The 21,956-nt window shown below is 42.9% G+C and carries 10 protein-coding genes; 1 reads left to right on the top strand and 9 read right to left on the bottom strand.

The window, feature by feature from the left end:
• Positions 1-552 precede the first annotated feature (552 nt).
• The 8 genes from FA047_RS01770 to FA047_RS01735 form a co-directional block, all read right to left on the bottom strand.
• Positions 553-3,312, bottom strand: coding sequence for a glycoside hydrolase family 2 protein (locus tag FA047_RS01770; protein ID WP_136834268.1), 2,760 nt, complete (start codon positions 3,310-3,312; stop codon positions 553-555).
• 142 nt (positions 3,313-3,454) lie between these two features.
• Complete coding sequence (locus tag FA047_RS01765) at positions 3,455-4,879, bottom strand: Gfo/Idh/MocA family protein (protein WP_136834267.1); 1,425 nt, start codon at positions 4,877-4,879, stop codon at positions 3,455-3,457.
• A gap of 41 nt (positions 4,880-4,920) precedes the next feature.
• The gene (locus FA047_RS01760) at positions 4,921-6,288 is read right to left on the bottom strand and encodes a 3-keto-disaccharide hydrolase (RefSeq protein WP_136834266.1); all 1,368 of its coding nucleotides are present in this window, start codon (positions 6,286-6,288) and stop codon (positions 4,921-4,923) included.
• Positions 6,289-6,523: 235 nt separating this feature from the next.
• Positions 6,524-8,080, bottom strand: coding sequence for a discoidin domain-containing protein (locus FA047_RS01755; RefSeq protein ID WP_136834265.1), 1,557 nt, complete (start codon positions 8,078-8,080; stop codon positions 6,524-6,526).
• Between the two features lie 73 nt (positions 8,081-8,153).
• Positions 8,154-9,878: a RagB/SusD family nutrient uptake outer membrane protein gene (locus FA047_RS01750; protein ID WP_136834264.1), complete on the bottom strand. Its 1,725-nt coding sequence runs from the start codon at positions 9,876-9,878 to the stop codon at positions 8,154-8,156.
• 11 nt (positions 9,879-9,889) lie between these two features.
• Positions 9,890-12,904, bottom strand: a complete 3,015-nt coding sequence (locus tag FA047_RS01745) for a SusC/RagA family TonB-linked outer membrane protein (protein ID WP_136834263.1) — start codon at positions 12,902-12,904, stop codon at positions 9,890-9,892.
• A 30-nt stretch (positions 12,905-12,934) separates the two neighbouring features.
• On the bottom strand, positions 12,935-14,569 hold the full coding sequence (locus FA047_RS01740) for a RagB/SusD family nutrient uptake outer membrane protein (protein WP_136834262.1): 1,635 nt from the start codon (positions 14,567-14,569) through the stop codon (positions 12,935-12,937).
• Positions 14,570-14,579: 10 nt separating this feature from the next.
• The gene (locus FA047_RS01735) at positions 14,580-17,546 is read right to left on the bottom strand and encodes a SusC/RagA family TonB-linked outer membrane protein (protein ID WP_136834261.1); all 2,967 of its coding nucleotides are present in this window, start codon (positions 17,544-17,546) and stop codon (positions 14,580-14,582) included.
• 285 nt (positions 17,547-17,831) lie between these two features.
• Here FA047_RS01735 and FA047_RS01730 point away from each other — a divergent pair, with 285 nt between their 5' ends.
• Positions 17,832-18,845, top strand: a complete 1,014-nt coding sequence (locus FA047_RS01730; RefSeq protein ID WP_136834260.1) for a LacI family DNA-binding transcriptional regulator — start codon at positions 17,832-17,834, stop codon at positions 18,843-18,845.
• On the opposite strand, the gene FA047_RS01725 is transcribed toward FA047_RS01730, so the two are convergent.
• Entirely contained in the window at positions 18,830-21,829 is a 3,000-nt protein-coding gene (locus tag FA047_RS01725) for a glycoside hydrolase family 2 protein (RefSeq protein WP_136834259.1), read from the bottom strand. The genes FA047_RS01730 and FA047_RS01725 overlap by 16 nt on opposite strands.
• Between the last annotated feature and the right edge of the window lie 127 nt (positions 21,830-21,956).

Genomic DNA, 21,956 nt, shown 5'->3' with positions numbered 1-21,956 from the left:
TAATTAAAGTCTGGTTGTCAGATGGAAAACCAGCCGGGCTTACTAACCGGCTTCTATTTCTTCTTTTTTTGACCTCTATTCTCAATTAGTCCAATCTGCAAAGCAATGGATTGTTCTAATATGCCTGATCCTTCGTCACACACCAACCACCAACTGGTAGTGCTCTACCTTAAATATTATCTTGGTAAAAATCTTGTGGATAAGATTTAGATGGATAACTAACACCTGATTGGTATGTTAGTTATCACCTGAAAACCGAGATGAAGTAGTCTACCAATAATGCGCTCTCCTTTCAACCTGCGTTCGTTTTGCGTTCGTATCTATTAAAGCACTTCAAAACCCCTTTATAGGGGCTACTCAAGGGTTGGTAGGGCTACAGCTTTTTAAATGGCTATGTAGGAATTGCATAGTGATTTCATTTTGGGTGTAGTTACACGAATGCATATTGAAGGAACATCAGAGGCAGCGCGAAACCAGCTTAGAGACTGCTTCCCTTTAGAACCAGAGCTTTTGGAGCAGACCATACATGCCTACATCGCTTCATTCACCAAACTACTGACGGACAAAATCAAACCACAGCGTACCACTTACCTTTTCACCATTGGCATGATTGAGTTCACTTTGAGGGCCCATTACTTTTGCCGATTGGAATTTAGTGCCGATTGGACTGATGCCACTTAAAAACCCAATGCTTCCTTCCGGAAAAGAAGGCTCCACATTGTTATTGGCAAGCGCAGCCATTTCTCGTGCCGGACGCAGCATTTGTAGATAGGTATTTTTATCTGCCGAATAAACAGTAAATGGCGCTTCCTTATTTTCTATCGTTACCCAACTGACCTCAGCATGATAGCCCTTAAACTCTGGATACCCCCAGCTTTCACCAGTAATGGCATTGTTATAGGCCTTATGCCAAACGCCGAACTGCTGACCTTTTAACCTGTTCTTCCAGACCCTGTAAGGACCACGGCCAAGCCATTTCATTCCGGTGATCTTTTCTTCAGGGTAATTGAATGTGATGCCCACAAAACTGGCATCTCCCTGTTGCGAATACTGGTATTCCAGTTTAGCAGGCTGTCCCGAAACAAATGTCCATTTTACATGCAACCAACCCGCTCCCTGGTAATCAGCCTCGACAATATATTGACCATTAACCATTTTATGTTCAAACTGCTTTAATTCGGTTTGAACGCCAGCCAGCACCGGCCCTCCCGACAAAGAGATCGTCGTTGCAGGTTTTACTACATTTTGGATATATCCAGTCTTTTTATCAAAATTGTAAGTGAGACCATCGCATTTGATGCTCAGCACATTATCCGTTTCCGTCATTCTTACAGCCATTTTGCCAGTCGAAATGCCTTTTTTACCTGCGATCGCTGCCGGCTGACCAATTGCCCAGCTCCAGGTAAATATCTCTTTCTTGTCCGGACCATAAGCAGTCAGGTATAATGCGTCATTTTTCGTCCATGCAGCAGGCAGTACCAGGTTTAGGACGCCCTTTTGCCCCGGACTAAGATCAGGAGCCTTGAGTAAACCCTTTGCTTTTACAGCAGCCGCAGTAACTTTATCCGTTGCCGACGGAAACTTAACTAGCTTCCATTTAAATGTGCATTGGTTCAGGTTTGTAAACGAATACCTGTTTTCGACCGCTATTTTCCCATTAAAGCCCGCAGCGATTGGCTGTGGATTGATATACACCGGCGACCAGATCTCTTTTATTGCGTAAAAGCTTCCTTCCTTTTCGCGGTGAGCCCCGACAATGCCGTCCGGAGCATGGTTGCCATCTCCGTCATAAGCACCATTTTTATCTGTACGGATAACCGATTCATCTGAAAACGCCCAGATAAATCCGCCCCCCGCGTGCGGATGCTTCAGCATTTCAGTCCAAAAATCATCCAGCGCAGCAGCAGCCCCACCATCATACAGCGCATGCATAAATTCGGTCGGAAAGTAAACTTCCTGTCCGCTGCCCGCAGCCTTAACTATGTCCTTAAAATTTGGGTAATGCTTGGTATCGGTACCATTAAATTTTTCCCAGGGATGAATCACGGTGCGGTTTTGCGGATCGTACAACGCATAGTCTTTATCCAGATCCCTGTTAAAACCTCCTTCGTTGCCATTGGCCCAAAACAGGATCGAGGGATGGTTTACATCGCGCACCACCAGCTCCTTAACCAGTTTGCGCCCCGTTTCGGTATCGTAATTGCCCTGCCAGCCAGTAAGTTCGTCTATTACATACAAACCCAGCGAATCACAAACATCCAGAAAATCGCGATCAGGTGGATAGTGGGACATCCTTACCGCATTCATATTCATTTCCTTCATCAGACGTACGTCCATCAGGTGAACCTCATGACTTAGTGTACGGCCGGTTTCCGGCCAGAAACTATGGCGGTTAACCCCTTTCATGATTACTCTTGAACCGTTTACATACAGCCCGTCGTAAACCCGCAACTCTACGGTACGGAAGCCGAATTTTTGTTTAGTGCGGTGAACGCTCCCCTTTTCGTTTTTGATAGCAATCACTACCTGATATAAATTAGGAAATTCAGCACTCCATAGTAGAGGTTTATCAAAGCCAGACTTTAATTCAATGTGATCTCCTGATGTATTTGCTTTAGCTGAAAAAGGCTTTCCTACATTTTGGCCGTTGAGTTTTTGCACCTGGGCTTCAATCAGATCGCAATCCTTTAGGTTTTGTGCGTATACATCCAACTGGAAGGACCCGTCAGCTTTTGCGTTTACAGCGACTCTTTCTATAAAAACCTGTGGAACAATTTCCAGGTAAACAGGCCGGTAGATTCCACCGAAAACCCAGAAATCACCACTCCGCTCGGCCTTATTTACCGATAGATTGGCAGATGTCTTATCTACGGTCACTTCAAGCAGGTTTTTTGAGTTTGATTTTAGCAAATCGGTGATATCATACTTAAAGCAATAAAAACTGCCCTGATGTACCGGCCCCGCCTGCTTGCCATTGATCATGACCCTGGTATCGGTCATCGATCCTTCAAAAACGATATAAACCTTTTTACCTGTCAGGTTAGCTGTAAGAAACTCATGCTTATACAGCCCTTGTTCGTTGTTTTTTATCTTATCATGGCCGTAATTATAGGCTCCAAACCCCTGTTGCTCCCATTGTGATGGCACAGGAATTTTAGTCCATACACCACTCTTCCTTCCTGCAGTGCAATAAAAATCCCAGGACACCGTGTGGTTCTTATCTGTCCCCGACAAGTATTTAATAACCGTTTCCTGTGAAAATGCGCCGAAATAAATCGACGTCAATAACAATTGCAGTATGATCTTTTTCATGATGTGCGTGGTTCTTTTGTATGGAATACTAATCTAACTAGTTAAAGCCACTTTAATAAAAAAACTCCCGACTAAAACTACGCAATCGTTACCGAAAACAGGGTGCCCGAACGTATTCTCCGGACACCCTCATTTATAAAAATTATACTTTGTAATACTGCTCCCAGCCCTGACGCGGCGGCGGACCGATCAGCAACTCATTCGCATTTTTACTGCTGGTGATGATCTTCTTCTTCCTGTCGAAAACAATTTTTTCGCCTGTCCACTGGGCCAGTACACCAAGGCAGAATACCTGGCTCAATGGTCCTGCGATCTCGAAAGACGAGCGCGTTTTTTCTTCGCCTTTACAGGCCTTTAGGAAATTCGCAAAGTGGTTTGATGGACTCTGAGGCACAACCGGCAAGCGGGAAGCCATTTCCTTTGCCTTTTCTTCAGGAATAATGGATAACGTACTACCATGTGAACCTCCCTTGAAAGTAAGGTCTTTGCCGTAAATGATCTTACCTGGGTTCAGACTGGCTGCCTTAATCGGTCCATTGCTCGGCGGCGGAATGTTGGGATCTAATCCCTGTATGCCATATCCGGCCGGTATCGGTGGAAGGTTATCAATACCATCGTACCATTTCACTTCAACTGGTGGCTTACTGCCACGTTTCGGGAATTTAAATGAAAGTGTAGATGACATCGGATAGAAAAAGTTATTGTGTCCATCCAGTTTTACCGGATCTACTTCGTAAGGTAGTCCCAGGTCCAGAAACTCGTGCGAGGTATCCAGAATGTGTGCACCCCAGTCGCCTAAAGCGCCCATACCAAAATCGAACCAGCAGCGCCACTGACCGTTCACAAAATCCTTGTTGAACTGGTGTCCCTGGGTCTGCATCTGCCAGATATTCCAGTCGAGGGTAGCGGGAGTTGGTTCCGCAGCCGGGAAGGAAGTAATTTTGGTATTCCAGCCATGCCAGCGTCTAGGTGAATTCATATGTGCGGTAATGGAGGTCACATCTTTAATGATGCCTGCATCTACCCATGATTTATACTGGAAATAATTGGCTTCTGAATGTCCCTGATTGCCCATTTGGGTCACCACTTTCCTGTTTTTCTTTGCGGCCTTCATCATCAGCTCTACTTCCTGGAAGGTGCGGGCCATTGGTTTTTCAACGTATACGTGCTTACCCAGACCTATAGCCATCATGGTAATTGGAAAATGGGAGAAATCGGGTGTACCAATGGAAACGGCTTCAATCTGGTTGCCCATTTTATCAAACATTTGTCTGAAATCTTTAAACCTCGGTACATCCGGGAACATTTTCAGGATCGCCAGGGTATGAGGAGCTTCCATATCTACATCACACAAAGCCACAATATTGGCCAATCCTGTTTTATAGAGTTCACGGATAATTTCACCACCTCGGTTGCCAATTCCGATGCAGGCAAGGTTTACTTTTTCACCGGCCCCAAAGCGGGACTGGCTTTGTCCATATAAAAAGCTGGGCGTTGCTGCAACTGCGGCAGAGGCCAATAATGCTTGTGTTAAAAATTTTCTTCTTGAAGAATTGTGATCAGTCATATAAAGGTTTTATTATGGTTCGTAAATATGGTAAGCTATTGTTATTTCAACTCCCTGATTTTAATACTCCGGTAGCTTACTTCGTTGCCATGGTCCTGTATCAAAATATGCCCTTTTTTTGCTTCGCCAAATCCTGGCCATACCTTGTATTTGCTCTCGGCAACCAAATCGCGGAACGCTTTTGAGCCACGCTCGTATTCCAGTACTTTTACGCCATTCAGGTAGTGCTCCACATGGTTGTTCGGGTAAACCACGATCCTGGCTGTATTCCAGTTGCCCGGCTGACGGAAGAAACGTGATGATTTTTGGGCTTTGATCAGATCATATAATGAACCTAACGTACGGTTACCGTCTTTACCCAATTTTGCATCTGGATGCAGGTTGTCGTCCAGCAGCTGATACTCCAGTCCGATTGCTGAACCGCTATTGTTTTCTTTCAGCGTCACAAAATATTTTAAACCGCTGTTTGCGCCTTTTGTCAGTTTAAAATCGAACGACAGGTCAAACGCTACATACTGCTGTTTGGTCACAATGTCACCTCCATTTGTCGATTCGTCGCCATTTGATGGCAGTGCCCTCAACAAGCCGTTCTTAACTTCCCATCCCTTATTAGGAAAAGAGGATTTGTAGGCACCAATCCAGCCTTTTGTAGTCTTGCCGTCAAACAACAATTTCCAGCCGCTTTGTTGTTCATAACCGGTAAGGCTGTTGGTCATCAGGTTAGCCACATACACGCCTTTTGGGAAAGCGAGCGGCTTGATGTTTTTGGTCTGGATACGGATGTTCTTCCAGAATATTTTAATACCTGCGTACTCCGGCTTGCCGATCGCATGCACCTGCAGTCCAAGGACACCCTGGTTTGTTTTCAGGGAATCCACCAAATAAGAAACAGGCGCACCATCCAACCAGGTCTTCACGGTGTTACCGATGCATTCTATGCGGATCTTGTGAAAAACATTAGGTGCGAAAAATATTTGTCCTTTGGGATTGTTTGATACGGGATATAACCACTCTCTTCTGCCTTCATCATAAATACCTCCCGCCCACTTACGGGCTGTAGGGTCAAAATCATATTGATAACCATATATTCTCCCCTGTCCTTTATTCGCAGCCGCATCAAAATTACTTTTGAATTGCACACCTGAATTGGTATTGGTATCGGTCATCATTGCTTCCAGTTCCAATACAAAATCGCCGCTGAAACGCTGATCACTTACAAGAAATGAATTGGGTGATTTTAAAGCTGTTGTGCCTACGATCATTCCATTTTCCGCAACATAAGTAGCGGAGCCAGTCATCTGTTTCCAGCCATTGAGCGTTTTGCCGTCAAACAGTGACTGCCAGTCGCTCGACTGGGCGACGGAATTAAATGCAATAAGTAAAAAAAAGAATGTTAAAATTTGTTTCATTTTGTGTTTGTGTGTGTATTTATTTATTGTTTAGTTTTTATATAATTAATCCCCGATCTCATTTCCATCCAAAATAGAAACTAAGCTAATGAGTTCTAAGTATTTTAATGAGGATATCCCCAATTAAAACTACGAAATCGTTATCGTATGACCAGTGTGTTTCAAGTATTCACACCCCCCGTATTGTTTGTGTAGTTATTTGACCATGAGCAGTGCTCATGGTCAATAAAATGGCTTAGTTTTTATACAAGCCTAATTCGGCAATACATGATTTATTAGGTTCAGCCGTATCATAATTTGACTTTACTATAATTTTAAAATACCTGAATGTTTTCGATGTGCCAAACGGAATTTTAGATTCAGTGGAAACCTTTGGCACCACAAAGTTACCGGCAGAAGTCCAGGTCAGGTTATCTGAACTGGTCAGGATCTCCACATCTTTTACAGCACGGTATGCCCCGGAACGCAACAGAATCTTAAAACCATCTGCGGTAAGACTGCGGGACAGGTCAATGGTAACATGATGAGGCAAAATTGCTGCCGGAGATGAATGCTTGGCAAACCAAAAGCTATTGTTATCTTCATCTATCATGTAACTCGCAGGTTTGTTCTCAATCACGGTTTCCTGGGAACTAAAATCAATTACCGTCCAATCACTCTTTTCAAAAGGATCCGGAGTAACATTAATCACCGGAATGTTATTCGAAAAGTTAAAGTTATAGGTAGTATTTGTAATCTTCCCGTTTTCATGGATCAGTTTCACTTTCAATTCCGCCGGATTATTAACTTTATAGGTGTTGTTCATTTCAATCATCGGCAATTCCACGTAAAAACTATCAGTCCCTATTACATTCGTAGCCCAGGTTACTGCATTATAGTCTTTGTTTACGCCAACTCCTTCATTATTATGATTAGGATCCAGATAAAAAGTAACATTGGTTACCGGAACGCTGCTGGTAAATCTGCCGGAAGCCACAATAGCTCCTTTAGCAGCTGAGTAAGAGGCATACATTCTTTTTACCTTTGCTGTTACCACTCCATAATAAGTAATAGAAGTGCTCGTTTGAAAAATCTGGTTGGTATTTAATATAGCACAATCTGCTTCGGTCAGGAAGGTAGGAGATTTTCCGTAAGTTCCGTTACCGCTCCCCATCAGGGAAGTACCATAGCTCGGATCACCTATTCTTGATTCGCGTTGCCTGTTGTGGGGTAAATTTAAGCCGTGACCCAATTCATGCATTAATCCGCCAATTCCGGTAGTGCTGGTAACCTCTTCCCCCCTGTCAGGCCAAAAACAACTTTTCCCATAACCCACATACGGGTTACCGACGCCACTTGGTATCGAGGGACTGATGATCAGGTTGTGCTCGCCTGATTTTTCTCCTGGATGGGCGGCAAAATAAGCTTCTACTTCTGCCAGTATACCACTTAAATTAGCAGTTGTATACTGATCATAAGTATATTGAGCTGGTATGGTAGTAATTTTAATTCTGGTTTTATTTTTTCTGGTCATTAAACCAAAAGTTTTAAATCCATAGCCATTGGCCTGCATTTGATTACCATAGAAAGTTTGTGCCGACAGCATAATCTCACTTAAGCGGCGTTCATAATCCGCTTTAGCCGGATTATTTGTAGGGACAAAGTATACAACATTCAAATTATAGACGTGGTCACTTGAAAAGGTAACAGTATCCTCGGGAATCACCTCTTCGAAAGGGATCGTGTCTACATCTTTTTTCTTACATGCAACCAGCATTAGCGGGAGGCAGAACATCAATAACATTTTTTTCATTTTGGTTTTGGTTTAGTGTAACAATAGGATTATTTAAATAACAGGTTGCGGGCATAAGACCGCAACCTGTTATTTACCATTCTGGATTTTGAATGAGCTTAGTAGAAATATTAATTTGCTGTTGTGGAATAGGTAACAGGTTCATTTTTGGCTCAATAAATACTGAGGGCTTGGTAAATTCGAATTCTTCGTAAGTATAGGTGGTTGCACCTGTTTTCACGATCTTCATACCGCGGAGTGGCTTACCATAGGTACTGGCACCAATTTTCCAGCGTCTGATATCCCAGAAACGATGGTCCTCATAAGACAGTTCAATACGGCGTTCGTCACGTATAAATTTTCGCATCTGTTCTTGTGTTAAACCTGATGGCAATTCAAATGGAACCAATCCTGCTCTTTCACGAATTAAAGCCATAGGAGCATAAGCTTCTGCTGTCTTCCCTGATTCGTTCAAAGCTTCTGCATAATTCAGCAGTACTTCTCCATACCGTAAAAACGGAAAAAAATGCTGTGCTCCGCCTGTTGTTCCGGTAACGCCTTCACTCATCATTTTACGATTGAAATAACCGCTTTGTGTGCCCCCGACAAAAGGCATACTTAATCCATCTTGTGGAGCATTATGATATGTGTAAACTGGTTGGTCACCTGAACTGCTTGCCCATATTGCTCCATTGTAGATGACACTGCGATAAAAACGCGGATCACGGTTCACATAAGGATTTTGAGGATTATAGCCCGATGTGGGATCAGTAATTGGCTTACCATTTTTCATAGGAAAAGTATTCACATAATCGCCATTTGGATTGTTATGATTGGCACCACCACGACTTGTAGGTAAGTGTGAGTTTTCGAGCGTACGGTTACTGGCGGAAAGACGGGGCAGGATCATTTCTGTATTGATGCGTGTTAAAAACAAATTGTAATAACCCTGAGCCGTGCTGTTATCTCCATTTGTCCCTTGCACCAATGAGTAAACCCGCATATCCATAACAGCTTTTGCTGCTTCAGCCGCTTTTACCCATCGGTTTTGGTCATAAGCTGGGTATCCATATACCGGGTTAGGTTCAGCTGCGCCTCCATTGAACAGTGGACTGGCAGCATGTAACAATACACGCGCTTTCAGTGCCAGACAAGCACCTTCGGTTGCCCTGCCAAAATCTTGTCCGAGCCCGCTGGCGATATAATCAACAGGAAGGTCAGGAGCCGCAGCATCTAAATCCCTGATCACAAAATTCACACATTCTTCATATGTATTACGGGGTACATCAACCTCCTCAGTAATCGACAATACTTTTTCGATCAATGGCACACCGGCATAATGCTTCATCAATATGTGATAATACCAGGCTCGTAAAAACAGAGCTTCTGCTTTCATCCGTTTTTTCATTGCCGGAGATAAAGGAGATCCATCAACTTTTGAAAGGAACAAACAGGCTTTACGAATCGATTTGTAGCTATTGGCCCAAATGTTATTAAACGGATCAGGTAACGAACTGGCACTATAGTTACCTTTCTGAAAGGCTGACGCCGGACTAACATTTGTCGCCGTCCAGCGTTCATCTGATTCATCCGTAAATTCAGATAGGGAATTGGAGGTATTGATCCGTGTCAACATACTCTCCGGACCAAGATCGGCATAAACACTTGTCAAAACCTGAGTTGTTTTTACACTGTCAGTCCAAACGTCGGCATCAAATATATCTGTCTGAGTATCATTTTTGAGTACTCCTTCTTTTTTACAGCCTGTCGAAACAACAGCTAAAAAAGCAGATACAATTAAATATTTTGATATTTTCATCACTATTCAAATTAAAAATTAAGATTTAAACCAAAACTGAAGATCCTTTGCTGAGGATAGTTTTCACCACGGCCTGATGGCGATTCGGGATCAACTAACTTTAAATAATCCCAGGTAAGCAAATTCGCTCCATTAGCGTATACACGCAGACTTTCTATCCCAATACGTCGAATAGCTTTTGGTGTAAATCTGTAGCCTATTTCAGCATTTTTCAACCTCAAATAATCATTTGAGCGCAGCCAAAACGAAGAAACAGATCTGTTGTTGGCACTGGCCAAATGTAATTTAGGATAGGTAGCCGTGGCAGCTGTTTCGGGTGTCCATCGGCCTAAATGTGTTTCCTGGAAACGGTTGGCAGCATTATCGTAAATCAGCTCATCTGATAATCTTACGCTTCCGTTCAGCGCACTTTGCAGCAGGAAGCTAAAATCAAAGCCTTTATAGCTAATTCCGCCTGACAAACCCAGCGTAGTATTGGGAACATTCGGGTATCCGATAGGGCCTTTGTCATCATCGTTAATAATGCCGTCGTTATTCAAATCAGCAAATTTCAAATCCCCTACCTGCGGGTTAAGCGTGACATTTTTAGGGCTATTTGCCAAATCATCGGCATCATTATAAAAACCGATTACTTTATAACCAAAAGACTGGCCGACCGGCAACCCCGTACTTTGCAGCCATGGATATTTCTTCTTCTCTTCATCTCGTTCCAATATCTTGTTCTTGGCAACCGATATATTCCCCTTCATGAAATACTCAACTTGCCCGACTTTGTTGTTGTGGCCTAATTCCAGTTCAAATCCTTTGTTGCTTACTTTACCCATATTAATTTCCGGTAAAGTGACACCTACAATCTGACCGACAGTAGCGCGGGTAGTAATGATATCGAAACGCTGGTTATCAAAGTAATCAAAAGTAACCTTCAGTTTTGATTGGAAAAAGTCAGCATCAATACCAATATTTGCCTTACGTTCTTTTTCCCAGGCAATGTCCGGGTTACCAATCTTTCCCTCTGCCAATCCGGTATAGTTGGTATGGCTATCGCCAAAACCATAAGAGCCGGTACTCACATATGTACTTAAATAGGCGTAGGTCGCTAAATCAATACCTATCCTGTCATTACCCACCATACCGTAAGAACCGCGTAGTTTTAGAAAATTGATAAAGTTCAGGTTCTTTTTAATGAAAGATTCCTCACTGATGACCCAGCCTGCTGAAATTGCAGGGAAAAACCCAAAATGATTTTCATCATTAAACTGGTTTGATCCATTATATCCTGCATTGAACTCCAACATGTAGCGCTGGTTGTAGTTATACGTTACACGGCCTACATATCCTAAATAGTTAATGTCACGGTTAGCGCCTTCTTTAGTTGAATTCTGATTATACAATGCCAGCGCGCTGATATTATGTTTTCCAAACACCTTGTTGTAATTCAGCGATGTTTGCAGATCAGTGACTGTTTTAGGAGCCAGATTACCTGTTGAAGTTAAATATGGTCTTAAAACAGGATAGGTACTATTAAATAAAGTATAGGTACTATTTATTGGATTATAGCGATAGGTGGGGTATCCGTCCCTGTATAAACTTTTTGATGAAAATTGCCCGTTGGAAAATGCCATTTGTGCTTTTGCCGACAATCCCTCAAGCACAAAGTCTAACTTATGGGTAGCATTTAAGGTTGATGTAATATCTGTTTTATAACTTCTGTCGTAACCTGCCAATGTCAACTGTGCCACCAGGTTTGCATGCTGATTACTTTCTTTAGGAGCACCAAATGAACCGTCCGGATTATAGATCGGAAAATTATACGGAGCAAAACCTACACGCATCAACTGGTTGAATACTGAACGGCCTGATTCTGCCGGATGTGGCTGATTGATATTTTCCAGGCGGGTGGCCAGATTAAGGCTCAGATCTAAATTTTTATTGACATTAATATCCAGGTTTGAACGAAAGTTGTATCTCTTAAAATAATAGGTGTTCTCTGTTTCACTCTGGCTGAAATTTTTGAAAATGCCGTTTTGGTTTAAATAGCCTGCCGAAACAAAGTACTTCACCCGCTCTGTACCTCCTTGTACATTGGTATTAAACTGACTTTGTAAGGAGCTTTTTCGCATGACCTCCTTTGACCAGTCAACATTTGGATAAACATCGGGCATATCACCGGTTCTGAAATGTTCCATATCGGCATCTGAGTAAGGGAAAGAGCTGGCCTGTCCATCATTTACATAACTTTCTTTGAGCAGTAAAAGTGAATTGTAAGAATCCAGGAATTTAGGGAGACGGTGTGTGACATTTGCTCCTGTTTGCAGGCTGACACTTACTTTAGCTTCCCCGGTCTTACCTCTGCGTGTAGTCAGTATAATTACTCCGTTTGCGCCTCTTACCCCATACACTGCAGTAGCTGATGCGTCCTTTAAAATAGAAATGTTCTCCACCTCATTCATATCGATTTGTCCGATGTCATCTTGTTGTACACCGTCGACGATATAAAGTGGTGCAGTTCCTGATCGGTAAGTGCTGATGCCTCTAATTTGTATATTAGCCTGATCTCTGCCGGGCTGACCGCCATTTTGCTGTGCAAATAAACCGGACAATCTGCCCGCTAGAGCATTGGTCAGGTTAGCTACCGGACTTTGTCTCAGTTCTTTTCCGCTCACCGTGGCAATTGCACCGGTTATTGTAGGCTTTTTTTGCTGACCAAAACCTACAACTACCACCTCATTCAGTCCCCCTACGTCCTCTGTCAGCTGTACGTTGTACACACTTTTGGACTGCAGTTTTTCAGATGCTGTTACATAACCAACTCCACTAAATATTAACCGGCCTTCTGCCGGTGCATTTTTGATCGTATAAAATCCTTCATTATTTGTGGCACTCCCGATGCTTGTACCTTCTACTTTGACGTTTATTCCTGGAAGCGGGCCGCTACTGTCTGACACCCGTCCGCTTATCGTTCTGGTTTGGGCAAAACCCAACAGCACACTCAGTGTACAAGCCAGCATAATGTATATCTTCTTCATGAATATATTAACTAAAAATTAATACCCTACTTAATTCCAACCCTGATTTTGAACAAGGGCGCTATTTTTCTGTATCTCCACATAAGGCACCGGATACAGGTACATTTTAGCTACATCAAACGTTACGGTCTGCACCGCAGCATTTGGATCATACGTCAACGTTTGGTCGGCATTTTTTACAATCTTCATCCCTTTTAGTGTGCCGTTTAGAACATTTTCCGCGATCTTCCATCTACGGATGTCCCAGAACCTGTGTTCTTCAAACGCAAGTTCAATTCGTCTTTCGTTCCGGATAATCGCTCTCATTTGGTCCTTATCCAGGGAGCCGACAGCAAAAACCCCAGTGCTGCCTCCTCTTTTTCTGATGTCATTAATTGCTTTGTATACTGAAGCGTCCGGGCTGGCCAGTACTTCATTCTGTGCCTCTGCATAGTTCAGCAGCAATTCGGCATATCTGAAAATGGGAAAATTATGGGTAGCGTTTGAAAAACCAGCGGCTGTACCGCTCGTAGTCATGAACTTACGCATGTAATAACCGGTTTTTGTACCGCTTCCCAGACCAATCCGGATATTGTTTTTACCTCCAATAAATGTTTCTATTGGACTGCCTAACCAGGAGAAGCCATTGTGGAATATAGTCAGATAAAAACGGGGATCACGGTTCTTGTACGGATCTGCCGCATTATATCCGGAACCAGCCTCATTAATCGCTTTACCATTTAGCATCGGAAAGGCATCTGCAAGATTTTGTGTAGGATTGGTAATTCCCTGCCCGGCTCTTTTATAACCCGGAGGTTCATTTAAGCTTTCAATACTTGTGTTATCGGCTTGCTGGTAAGCCAATATGAATTCCTTGTTACTTCTTGTGGTAAACATTGTTCCAAAGTTGACTTCCAGCGAATAGTTATTCAGTTTAATCAGGTCATCGGCTGCTTTTGCGGCTGCCTCCCATTTCGATACAATGTTAGTCGGATTGTATAAAGGACTGGCCTCATATAAGAGCAACCGTGATTTGAGTGCCATGATTGCCCCCCTGGAAACGCGACCCAACTCATTAGCCGCAAGTGTAGGTGACAATTTATCTTTTAAAAATTCACATTCTGATAAAATGTAATCCACACATTCATTTCTGGAATTCCGGGGAAGCTGAAGGTTGTCATTCAAGACAAAAACCTTGTCTCCGATCAATGGCACACCTCCCCATCTTTTCATCAGTTCAAAATAAAAAATGCTGCGCAAGGCCCTTGCCTGATAACTGATGGTTTCTTTTTTAGCTTGCGGAATACCGGATTTACCAATATTCTCCAATAAAACATTTACTCTTCTGATGGCGCTATAGGATGAAGTCCAGGGGTTCTCCGGCAAGTCTGACGGGCCCCATTGGCCGGTTTTGAATTTGTCTACGGCGGTCACAGAAATATCTCCGCTCAGCGCATCGTCTGTTCCCGCATCCAGTAAATTATTACCGATACGGTTAAACCCCCTGGGCAGCTGGGCATATATTCCTGTTAAATATTCGTCAATCAGCACCCCTTCTTTGTCTTTTGGATTGAAAATATCACTAAGATCTGTACGTTCTACAGGAAGCTGGGTCAACACATCTTTTTCACAAGATGAGATCAGGAGTATAAGTAGTCCTGCTGTAACTATGCTATATAATTTCATATTATTTCTTTTAGAATTTAGCCGTCAGGCCAATATTATAACTTTTATAAAGCGGGTAATTGCTGAAAAGTGACTCCGGATCCAGGTCTTTGAGCTTCGTTACCGTAGCCAGGTTAAAGGCGGAAGTAAATATCCTCAGGTTGCCGAGACCGATGTTACGCGTTACCGCAGATGGAAAGGTATACCCCAATTGCACATTTTTAAGCCTCAGGTAATCGCCATTTTTAATCCAATAAGTAGAAGTTCTGTGATTATTTGTATTGGTCCCAAAAGTTAACCTTGGATAATCTGCAGTTGGGTTCGACGGTGTCCATCTGTTTAAGTGATGTTGTTGTACATTTCCGTTATCCTGAAATTCCCAGGCATTGTTTCCGGTAAAATAGAAATCTTTACCAGATACGCCGTGTAACAGTGCGAAAAAATCAAAATTCTTAAATCTCAATCCAATGGAACCGGCATAGTAAACGGGCATGCCTTTTTTCCCGATAGCAGTAACATCGTCTTCATTAATAACGCCATCTGCATTCTGATCAACATACTTGATGTCGCCTGGCTGCAGCAAACTGAAAAATTGTTTTGGACTATTGTCAATTTCAGCTTGATTCTGAAAAAGTCCTGATGCTACAAGCCCAAAAGCCTGGCCGATTTGCTGGCCGGTACGCTGCTGAAAGGCAAATTTCCTGGTCAGCTCATCGGTAAATACTACCTTGCTTTTAGCTGCCTGCATATTTCCATTCAGGCTGAGTTCAACTTGCCCTATTTTCCTTTGGTAATCTATGCCTAGTTCTATACCGCTATAGTCGTAAACTCCCAGATTCTCTACGGGATAACTGATCCCAAGCAAAGGGTTTGACTGGCCTCTTTGTTGCAGCACATCATATTGGTGTTGCCTGAAATATTCAATCGTTAGCCCTAAACTGTTTTTCAATATCCTCGCATCAATACCTGCACTAAAAACTCTCGTTTTTTCCCAGCTTATTGCCGGATTCCCTAAAGCCGTTTCATTCCATCCCGTCATTCCGGTTGCAGTTCCAAAATAATAAGCATTGCCTGCTGAACTGTAATAAGGCTGATAAGCAAAATTAGAGGCCCTGTCGAAGCCCAGGAGACCGGCTGAGGCTTTTAACTTTAACTGATCGAAAATGCTGTTTTCCAGAAACTTTTCTTTAGCAAGGTTATAACCTACTGAGATGGCCGGAAAAGTTCCATATCTTTTGTCTTTCAGATATTGTTCTGTCCCCTGGTAGCTGACTGTAACATCTGCAAATATCCGCTCATCGTAGTCGTAAGATGCCATGGCAAGAAGTCCCTGATAAGCATGGGTAAGTGATGTACCTACATCATATTGGTCCCAGGTATAACGTAATGAAGCATCAATGCTATGTTTTGAAAAGCTACGGCTGTACTTCAGTCCGGTATCATAATTCAAACGCCTGGCAAAGCTGTTTCCATAGGAATTTCCATTGGCATAATTGTCGTTTGTACCCAACTGCAAATAACTCTCTGCCTGGGAAACAGGATCTATAACCGGTTGAAATACAGCAAAATTAGACCTGTTTCGTAAAATGACATTGCTATAATACGACGTGTAATGTATAGAACCTGTTAATGAAAGCCCGCTTGTGATAAAGTTAAGTTTCCGGTTAAGATCTGCATCTATAAACAGCGTCCGACGGAAATCCCTGGTATAGCCGGTTTTATACAGCTGACCACTAATATTCTTAGTATATAATGAGTTTCCGGAGAGAGAACCATCCTTATTGAAGATCGGATATGCATTTGCCGGTGTTTGTCTGATCTGATCTAATATCGTCCCTATCCCCGCGCCAGGACTATTGACTTGTTGGTATTTTCCGGCCAACCTTAAAGCAATGCTTAAGTTTTTGTCAATATCAACCTCCACATTGGATCTGAAATTGTATTGGTTTACGGTATTGTTCGTGTTGAAGTCATTAGTCCCTTCTTTAAAAATACCACCTTGATTCTGGTTCTCCAATGCGACAAAATACCTTGCCGTACTGCCTCCTCCCGAAACATTCAGGTTAAAACGGTTAAAGCTGTAACGTGGCTTAAGTGTAGCATCGTACCAGTTTACATTTGAATATTTGTAAGGATCGGAACCACTTTCATAACCTTCAAGATCTGCTGGGCTGTAAATCAGAGGGCGGCCGTCATTAGCGGACGCTTCATTGGCAAGTGTCGCGTAATTATAGGCATCCAGGTATTTTGGCAGATTTATAGATTCCTGCAAGGAACCCTGAGCTGAAAAGCTGATGATCTGCTTACCGGCAAAACCTCGTTTTGTTTGTACCAGCACCGCTCCGTCTGAACTGCGCATTCCCATCGCCGCAAGTGATACGGGATCTTTAAGCAGAGTAATACTTTCTATTTCGTTAAGGCTTAATCCATCGATATCCCTGACTGCCCCATCTACCACAACTATCGGGCTTCTTCCTCTTAAACTGAGTGAAGAACGATCATCGCCGTTAGCAATAGACTGTGTCGTGATCAGTCCGTTTAATCTTCCGCTTAGGGTGTTACTCACGTTGGAAATCGGAGCACTGAATAAATCTTCTGATTTAACCTCAGCCGCCGAGCCGGAAAAGGTGGATGACTTGTGTTTGCCAAACAAACCGTTCGTCCATTTTTCAGCACCGTTTTCCTGAAGAAATACGTCAATATTTTTTCCTTTAACACTATGCTCCTGCTGAGCATATCCTGCCAATTCATAAGTAAGCACATCATTTACTTCGGCTTGCAGACTATAATAACCTTTTTCGTCGGTAAGTGTATTTACGGTTTTACCCTTAACACCAACCAGAACGCCTTGTAAAGGAGACCCACTGCGGGTTTTCACCTGCCCTTTAATTAGTTTTTGATAATAATAATGTTCGGATTCTTTAACTGAAGCGGCGGCTGCATTGTAAGGCAGCAACCCTGCTGCTGCAATGAAAATTATTAGGTAATGTTTCTTCATACGCTTCTAATAATTTTGTAAATACTGGTTAAGCATTTTCTGTTCATACATTAGTTGGTTAGGTTTAGGCAACCGGAAATAATGCACCGGCTGCAACAGCTAATTTTGAGAAAACACATGACATGTATTGTCGACAATCCTGTTTAATTTGTAGGAATATTTTACGTTTAGGCCATTTTTGACCATATAGAGTTACTTTCATAGCAGATTACCAGAAAACACCGATACGTTATGTGGTCAATCACATGAGTTTTTTTAAGTACCTTTATTTCATACCAATTATACATGTATAAGCCAGTTACGATAAAAGATATTGCTGTTGCATTAAATCTATCCGTTTCAACTGTATCCAGAGCATTGCGTGATACCTACGATATCAGCAGAAAGACAAAGGACCTAGTTTCGGAATACGCTAAGAAAGTCAACTACAAATCTAACCCTATAGCCGTAAGTCTTAAAAATGGCCGCAGCTACTCGATAGGCATAGTGGTTCCTGAGCTTGCCAATAGTTTTTTTTCACAAGCCATCGCGGGCATAGAATCCATAGCCTATGAAAGAGGTTATAATACCATCATCACGCAAACTCATGATTCTGCAGAAAAGGAACTGGCCAATGTCAGCCATCTTACCCAGCGTTCGGTAGATGGCCTGTTAATTTCTGTCTCCTCTGAAACCAAAGATTACAGCCTGCTGAAGCGCTTAAATGAACAGGGATTGCCAATGGTGCTTTTTGATCGGATCATAGATGAAATACCCACATTTAAAGTTACGTCTGACAACTATACAGGCGCCTTTAATGCAACAGAATTACTCATCAGGTCAGGACGCAAACGCATTGCCATGCTGGCCAATGCACCCCAGCTTTCGATTACGAATGAACGGATGTCGGGCTATCTGAAAGCTTTAACTGATCATGGGATTGCCTTTAAACCTGAACTGGTAAAGAATTTCGGTAAGGGCAATAATTCTGATAGAAATATAAGCGCTGCTATTCAAGAGCTAATGGCAATGAAGGATAAACCGGATGCCATTTTTATCAGCAGCGACAGGATCAGTATTTCCTGCATACGTGCTTTAAGGAAATTAAACATCAGCACTGATGAGATGATGGTGGTGGGCTTTTCGAATTCAGATGTGGTAGATTTACTTTCCCCTTCCATCTCTTACGTCAGGCAAAAATCCTTTGAAATGGGAGAAGTTGCTATGGAAATGCTGCTGAAGCTTATTGAAAGCAAGTATCCTGTCACAGAATTTGAGACCAGGATACTTGATACAGAATTACATCAAAAGACTTCATAAGTTACCACGCAATATTTGTCTTTTGGCAACTCTGGCTTTATAGCTCGCAGCTTTGTTAGCCTGCAGCCGCCCTCTAACAAGATATCCGGGATAATATAGATTTTAACCATTTTATTATCGACGGTTTTAACCGTTATTTTCAGACTGACTTTAGTCTTTTCACCGACATTAAAAATACAAGGTACGATCTCATCATCTGGCCCGTATACCACATCCACATTTTCGCTGCCTGCAATTATTTTATTCCCGAAAAACTGATGAATATACCAAGCCAGCTTTGCATGGCCCATCGGATCGAGCAATGGCTTTTCGTAGGTTCCTGCATTCGCCCCGCCCTCTATGGTACACCATGAAAAACCCACTACCCCGTTCCAAATTTGCTTTTTCGTAGATTCGTACGCGCTGAATGCCTGCCAGCCCTGGCTTGCCCGCCATTCTTTCAATTCAAGTGTACGGCCAATACTTCCCTGATCATAAGGTTTTTCATAAGACCGGATATGATGCCATGGCATGCCTTCAGATAATGCCCAGTTAGGCTGACCAGTAGATTCTTCGTGCTCAAAATTAAACCAGGCCCTGATCTTATTGTCCAGCGCATCTTTCGCCTTTCCTGAAGGCCATTGTCTAAGTACCGTCCATGATGCACCATAGCCCGTAAGGGCATCCTGTGAGCCTCTGGTTACCAGTGGATGCGTATATTCCTGCACCGCCTGAATAGTTTTTTTTTGCCAGTCAAGGGTACCGAGGTCATTACCATAATGGGTATGCGACCAGTAAGTAGTTGGAGAAATCAAACGGGATGAGTCGGTAGCCAGCACGGATCTTACCGTATTCCGCACAAAGTCATCTGTTCGTGATGCACTTGCAGGATTACTTCTGTCAAAGGCATTTGGATGATTACCCATTTCCCAGATGATGATACTTGGATGGTTATAGATCTGTTGGATATAGTGTCCTACATTTTTTGTGTCGATGGTTCTTTCGTCGCCCTCTCTTACCCAGGATGGGTTACACCAGATCAGTGCCATACCCAGCTGATCTGCAATTTCAGCAAAGCGCGGATCATTGATGCCTCCAGTTTTGTTCAGGGCCATGTGTACATGTAGCCTGAAAAGATTCCCACCCATATTTTTTATGGCAAGAATTTCAGACATGATCATTTCGTTAGTAGCAGATCTGTTGTATTTAGATGCATTTTCCAGATCGGGGTAAGGACGTATGCCCATATTCTGCGCGCCTACCAAAAGTGTTGGTTTACCATTTAAATACAACTTCCCTTCTTTTTGCGCTATCGTCCGGATGCCTGTTGTAGTCACAAAGTCATCAATTACCTCTCCCTTTTTGTTCTTCAATACCACCCGTACTGAATACAATTGCGGCGATTCAGGGTTCCACAATTTGGCGTTATTAACATCCAGGTTAATCTTTAACTGCGCTGCTGTATTGGCAGCAATACTAATCTGCTGAACCTTTGAAGCGACGACAGCACCTTCTTTAGGAAACCATGGACTATAGGTAACCTGCAGGCTGCCTTCGAAGACATTTTCGCTCGTATTTTCAACGGAAATCTGGTTGTGCTGTGCTGCCGTATTCCCCTTTTCGATACTCATAGTGTTTGCAAAAACTTCCTTGATACCTGCCGCATCAGAAAAAAGATGTAGAGTAGTGCGGCCGGCAAACCATCCGCATGACCGGTCGAGCATCGCATGGCTTACCAGGTCATCGATCCAGTTGTAATTGATCTTATAGGTAATCACATTTTCACCCTGCTTAACGAATGAAGTAATATCAAGCTTCACCGGCAAACGGTTAGGGATCTTTGCCGCAAGCTTGCCATTGACATAGATTTCACCTGAAGGGTCCAGAGCTTCCACATCCAGCAAGACACGCTTTGCTGAAGGGATCACCACCGTTTTTCTTAAATAAAGGTCTTCTCCAATCTCTCTGAAACCACCGTGCACACAAGGTAAAGTTGCAGTTTCCCATAACTGGTCGTCATATTTTTCCGTGGTCCAGCCGTTCATATCGGGGGAAGGTTTAAAGTTATCTTCTGCCAGACAAACCGGTTCAAATACCTGGCCGTCACGATAGGCCTTTCTTGGCATTCCTCCCGGCAAAACCACTTCATCCTGCTTACCATCCTTATCCAATCTGTATTTGTAATCAATGAATACCAGGCTATGCAGACTGACATCGGCACTGTTCAGGATCTTAAAAAAAAATTCTTTGTTCTCCGCATGATGAAAGGAGAATTTGGCTATGCATTTTTCATCTTTCCATATGTAAGCCATTTTTTCCGCCAGATCTGCCTTAAAACGAAAAAAGTGTTTCCCGTCTTCTTTCAGCCAGGCCGACTCAGGGGCTTCAAATGTTCCAAATTTCCATTTCACAATGGCTCCGCTTTTTTTCTTCGCAGCCTCCCACCTCAGCTCGTATCGCCAGCCTGAGCTTTTTGCCAGATTGATGACTGCATTTTCACCCGCATGGAAAAGCAATTCACCGGCTTTCAACTCTGCATTTTTATTTAGTCTCCAGGGGCGGTCCTTTTCTGTTTTAACCGCCTGTACTGCATTTTGCTTCCAGCCCTCATTTAGTCTGATCACCTTCCGAAAAGAAGGCAGCGGTACCGGTTTTATTTCCTTTAACCGGGCGGCTATTTCCTTCGGAGTGGCCGCCAGCTTATTTAAGCCGGGATCACCGAACCATTGCGCAGCATAATTCGCATAGACATCGAGAAACTTCACCCTGTCTTCCGTTGACATTGTTTCATTCTTACCTTTAAAATCAGTCTCACCGTTTGCAGATGCATGATCACTGATACCTCTGAATTCAAAAGAGCGGGAAATAACTTTTTGAGATTGGGATAGAACTTCGCGTTTACCTTTTACTTTTGACTGTGCATTTAATGACAAAGGCACACCAATACATAATAAAATGAATGAGCCTGCTGCTTTAAAAAATTGGTATCCGGTAAACGAATTCATTGTAGTTCATTATTTGGTTAACAAATGAAGAAATAAGTAAACGAATCTAACTAGTTCTGATCGCTTTAATGAAGATATCCGCAGCTAAAACTATGCAATCGTTCTCGAACTTCATCTATATCGCTCA

Origin of the sequence: Pedobacter frigoris, assembly GCF_005116445.1 — a bacterium.
In the GTDB taxonomy this organism is placed as follows: domain Bacteria; phylum Bacteroidota; class Bacteroidia; order Sphingobacteriales; family Sphingobacteriaceae; genus Pedobacter; species Pedobacter frigoris.
This window is presented reverse-complemented; position numbering and strand designations above follow the sequence as displayed.